Annotated in this window: 4 protein-coding genes; 1 reads left to right on the forward strand and 3 read right to left on the reverse strand. The window is 74.5% G+C overall.

All coding sequences use genetic code 11. The features are described from left to right. Positions 1-216 precede the first annotated feature (216 nt). Both LN037_RS31955 and LN037_RS31960 read right to left on the reverse strand, forming a co-directional pair. Positions 217-1,038 carry a YceI family protein gene (locus LN037_RS31955; RefSeq protein ID WP_230761141.1) on the reverse strand — a complete coding sequence of 274 codons (822 nt, stop codon included), beginning with the start codon at positions 1,036-1,038 and terminating at the stop codon, positions 217-219. Continuing rightward, positions 1,035-2,006 (reverse strand): MSCRAMM family protein, encoded by a 972-nt coding sequence (locus tag LN037_RS31960; RefSeq protein WP_230761143.1) that lies wholly within the window; start codon positions 2,004-2,006, stop codon positions 1,035-1,037. Before LN037_RS31960 ends, LN037_RS31955 begins: the two co-directional genes overlap by 4 nt. Before the next feature lie 209 nt (positions 2,007-2,215). Between LN037_RS31960 and LN037_RS31965 the strand changes: the two genes are divergently transcribed. Beyond that, positions 2,216-3,508: an acyl-CoA dehydrogenase family protein gene (locus LN037_RS31965; RefSeq protein WP_230761146.1), complete on the forward strand. Its 1,293-nt coding sequence runs from the start codon at positions 2,216-2,218 to the stop codon at positions 3,506-3,508. A 9-nt stretch (positions 3,509-3,517) separates the two neighbouring features. Here LN037_RS31965 and LN037_RS31970 read toward each other — a convergent pair whose 3' ends face one another. Next, on the reverse strand, positions 3,518-4,417 hold the full coding sequence (locus tag LN037_RS31970; protein ID WP_230761148.1) for a LysR family transcriptional regulator: 900 nt from the start codon (positions 4,415-4,417) through the stop codon (positions 3,518-3,520). Positions 4,418-4,464: the final 47 nt, after the last annotated feature.

Raw genomic sequence — 4,464 nt, forward strand, 5'->3', positions numbered from 1 at the left:
CACGGTGGGGGGGGGGGGGGGTGGGGGCCGAGGCGGGCGGCCTACGTCGCGATCCCGGGTCTGGCTGGTCTTGTCGTGGGTTGTCCGGATGACCGGTGCACCTTGTCGTTGGGGGTCACCGCGACAAGGTGAGGCGGGGCGGTCGGGAGGCCGCGACAAGGCGGGGCTGGCGGCCACACGGTGAGCAGCCGCGAGCCCGCCCGCGAGAGACCGGACCTACCCGGAGACCCGGAGCGCCTCGATGTCGATCTCGATCCGCAGGGTGCGCCCGATCGCGAAGATGCCGGCGATCACCGACTGGTTCCACGAGATGTCGAAGTCGTCGCGCGAGAGCTGGGTCGTCGCGGAGAACCCCGCCCGCTCGCCGCCCCAGAGGTCCGGCCCGGCCCCGTGGTAGACGACGTCCAGGGCGACCCTGTTCCGCACGCCCTTGAGCTCGAGGTCGCCGAGCATCGTCCAGTGGTCGGCGGTGTGCCGCACGATCTCCGTGGAGGAGAACCGGATCTCGCCGAAGCGCAGGACGTCGAGGAAGTCGGGGGCGCGCAGGTGCGCGTCGCGCTGCTCGTCGTCGGTGTCGACGCTGCCCGACTCGATGGCTGCGGTGACCTGCGAGGTCTCGAGCGTGGCGCCCATGTCGATCGCCCCGGTGAACCGGCGCAGGCGCCCGTGCACCTTCGTGATCCCGAGGTGGAACGCCGACGCCGCGATCCGCGAGTGCACCGGGTCGATCTCCCAGCGCCCGGGGGCGGGGAGCTCGAGGGCGCCGGTGCGGGTGAGGACGACGCGGCCGAGGTCGCCCGAGGCGGGGCCGGCGACCGGCCGCGCCGACGGGGTGTGCCCTACCGCGGAGGTGATCACCGTGCACGGCCCGGCGGGCAGCCCGTCGAGGACGAAGCGACCGTCGTCGTCGACCGCGCAGCCGCCGATCTGGGAGCCGGTCGCGTCGATCACCGTGACGACGGCGAACGGCACCGGCCAGCCGTCACTGGTGACGGCGATGCCTCCGATGCGCTGGGTCCCCGACTGCGTGGCGGTCACCGCCGCCCGCCGTCGGCGTCGAAGCCGCGATCGGTGTCGAAGCCGCGCTCGGAGTAGCGGTCGCCGGTGGCGTGCCGCCCGTTGTGCCCGTTGGAGTACGCCCCGGCGGGCACGGCGTCGACGCCGAAGTCCTCCCCGGAGAAAGCCCGGGTGACCTCGGACGGCGCCTCGTCGGCCGGGCCGAGCGCGGGCGGGGTGAGCGTGAGGGTGACCTCGGACGGCTGTCCCGCGCCCACCTCGATCTCGCTGGCGACGGGCGCGTACCCGCTGGCGGTGATCGTGTAGGTCCCGGGCGCGACCTCGGGGAAGTCGAAGCTGCCGTCCTCGCCGGTGACGGCGGCGCCGACCACGTTGCCGTCGGCGCCGACGAGCGTGGCGAGCGCCTCGGCGACGGGCCGGCCGCCCGAGGCCGAGCGCACGACGCCGCTGAGGCGCAGCTGGCTGACCAGCGCGATGTCGCGGGTCACGCGGCCCTCGCCCGGGATCTGCACGGTCTCGGCGACCGGCGTGGTGTCCGGGGCGGCGGCGGTGAGCGTGTAGGTGCCCTCGTCGAGGTCGGCGAAGCGGTAGCCGCCGTCGCCGTTCGACCGGGCCACGGCGACGACGGTGCCGCGCACGTCGGTCAGCGTGAGCACCACGCCGGCCGTCCCGACGATCGCGCCGTCGCGTGCGGCGCCGACGGTGCCCTCGAGCGCGGCGCCACCGCCGGAGAGGGATACGTCGTGGCGCAGCGGACGGTCCGCCACCGCGACCAGGGAGGCCTTCGGCTGGTGGGTGGAGGACGAGCAGATGACGAGGTAGGTCCCGCCGGTCGAGGGGGAGAGGCGGTACTCGCCGGCGTCGTCGGCGACCGTGCGGTCGAGCTGGTCCCCCGCGAGGTCGCACAGCGTCAGCGCCGCCCCGGGGAGCGGCCCGCCGTCGCCGCGGGTGATCTTCCCGAAGATCGTGATCGGCTGCTGTCCGTCCACCGTCGCACTCCTCAACCGCTGCGTCTCGACGCCCTGGGCTCCCGCGGGAGGGCGCCCGCCCCCACTCTCGGGGAGCCGGTACCCCGTCGGCCACCCGAATCCCCCCGGGCCACCCATTTCACTTTTATCGTACAAGCATCTAGCGGTGGGCGCCCGTGCGATCACCCCATGCGTTGGCGCCCGGCCCGGACCGGGAGCACGCTGAGGACATGGCTGCGCCCACCGACGACCGCATCTCGATCGCGCCCGCCACCGCCGGCGAGGGCGGCGGTCACGGCGACCCCTTCGCCGACCTGCCCCGCCCGCACCTCGAGCTCGACCCGGACGCCGAGCGGGTCGCCGACTTCTACGCCTACGGCGAGCTGCTCACCGACGACGAGCGCGACATCCTGCGTCGACTGCGCGGCTACCTCGCCTCCGACGTGGCGCCGGTGGTGAACCAGGCCTGGGAGGCCGCGGAGTTCCCCGAGCAGTTCCGCCGCGGGTTCGCCGCGCTCGACCTCGCCGGGCTGCCGTACGGCCTCTCGAAGCTCTCCGACCGGCCTGCCCGCCGGGTGCTCATGGGCTTCGTGCACGCCGAGATCGCGCGGATCGACGCGTCGACCAACAGCTTCTTCGGCGTCCAGAGCGGCCTCGCGATGGGCTCGATCGACGCCTGCGGCACCCCGGAGCAGCGCGAGCGGTGGCTGCCGCCCATGGCGCGCCTCGACCTGGTCGGCGCCTTCGGCCTCACCGAGCCGCACGGCGGGTCCGACGTCGCGGGCGGGATGGAGACCGTGGCCCGCCGCGACGGTGACGAGTGGGTCATCGACGGCCACAAGCGGTGGATCGGCAACGGCACGTTCGCCGACGTGCTCGTCATCTGGGCCCGCGACGGCGAGGCGGTGCGCGGCTTCGTCGTCGACCGCGACACCCCCGGCGTCACCACGGCGAAGATCGAGGGCAAGACGGCCCTGCGGATCACGCAGAACGCCGACATCACCCTCGAGGGCGTCCGCGTCGGCGAGGACCGCCGGCTCTCCGGCGGGCAGGGCACGTTCGCCGACACCGGCGGCGTGCTGCGCCGCACCCGCGGCAACGCCTCCTGGGCCTGCGTCGGCGTGCAGATGGCGGCCTACGAGCTCGCGCTGAGCTACGCGCAGCAGCGCGTGCAGTTCGGCCGCCCGATCGCCGGGTTCCAGATGATCCAGGACGCCCTGGTGCAGATGCTCGGCAACACGACCGCCTCGCTCGGGATGGCGTCGCGCAACGCCCAGCTGATCGACGGCGGGGGTGGCTCGGACGCGCACTCGGCGCTGGCGAAGCAGTTCTGCGCCGACCGGATGCGCGAGACGGTCGCGCTCGGCCGCCAGATCGTCGGGGGCAACGGGACGATCCTGGAGAACGGGATCGCGCGGTACTTCAACGACGCGGAGGCGCTCTACTCCTACGAGGGGACGCGCGAGATGAACACCCTCATCGTCGGGAAGAAGATCACCGGCCACAGCGCCTTCGTCCGGTAGTCGCGGTCGTCATCCCCGACGCCGGGCGGCGAGACGCACGAGGTCGGCCGCCGGACCGGCCAGGGGGCGGCCGCGGGGCCAGACCGCCGCGAGACGCCGGTCCAGCTCGGCGCCGGCCACGGGCACCGCGACGAGGGTGCCCGCGGCGAGTTCGCCCGCGACCGCGAGCGAGCTCAGGACCGCGGGCGCCATCCCGTCGGCGGCGGCGGCCTTGATCGCGGTGGTCGAGGAGAGCTCCAGCACCGGGTCGACCAGCCCGCCGACGGCGTGATCGAGGAACGAGCGGGTGCCGGATCCTGCCTCGCGCGCGACCAGCGGGGTCGCGGCGAGGCGGGCCGCGTCGACCCCGCGACGACGGCCCGCCCACGGGTGGGTCGGGGCGACCACGAGCGTCAGCCGGTCCCGGGCGACGACCTGGGAGTCGAGCTCGTCGGGCACCGTGGGTCCCTCCACGAAGCCGACCTCGGCCCGGTCGGCGAGCACGTCGGCGACGACGTCGGCGGAGTTGTGCGAGGTCAGCGACACCACGGTGTCGGGCAGCTCCGCGCGCAACGCGACGAGCCAGCGGGGGAGCAGGTACTCGGCGACGGTGAGACTCGCCGCGACGCGCAACCGGCTCGCCTGTTCGGTGCGCAGCGACGCGACCCCGACCTCGAGGGCCTCGGCGGCGTCGACCGCGACCCGGGCCCAGTCCGCGACGAGCGCCCCGGTCGTGGTCAGCCGGGTGCCGCGGGGCGAGCGTTCGAGCAGCGTGACGCCGAGGGCGCCCTCGAGCGCCCGGACGCGCGCGCTGACCGCGGCCTGGGTCACGCCGTGGCGAACGGCGGCTCGGCCCATGCTGCCGAGCTCGGCCACGGACAGGAGGACGTCGTAGGGGCCGAGGTCGACCACTCGCGGGCTCAGGGGCACAAACGCAGCTTATGACCCCACGAGGTCCGACCGCCTACTCGATCACC

Origin of the sequence: Actinomycetospora soli (assembly GCF_021026295.1) — a bacterium.
Lineage (GTDB): Bacteria > Actinomycetota > Actinomycetes > Mycobacteriales > Pseudonocardiaceae > Actinomycetospora > Actinomycetospora soli.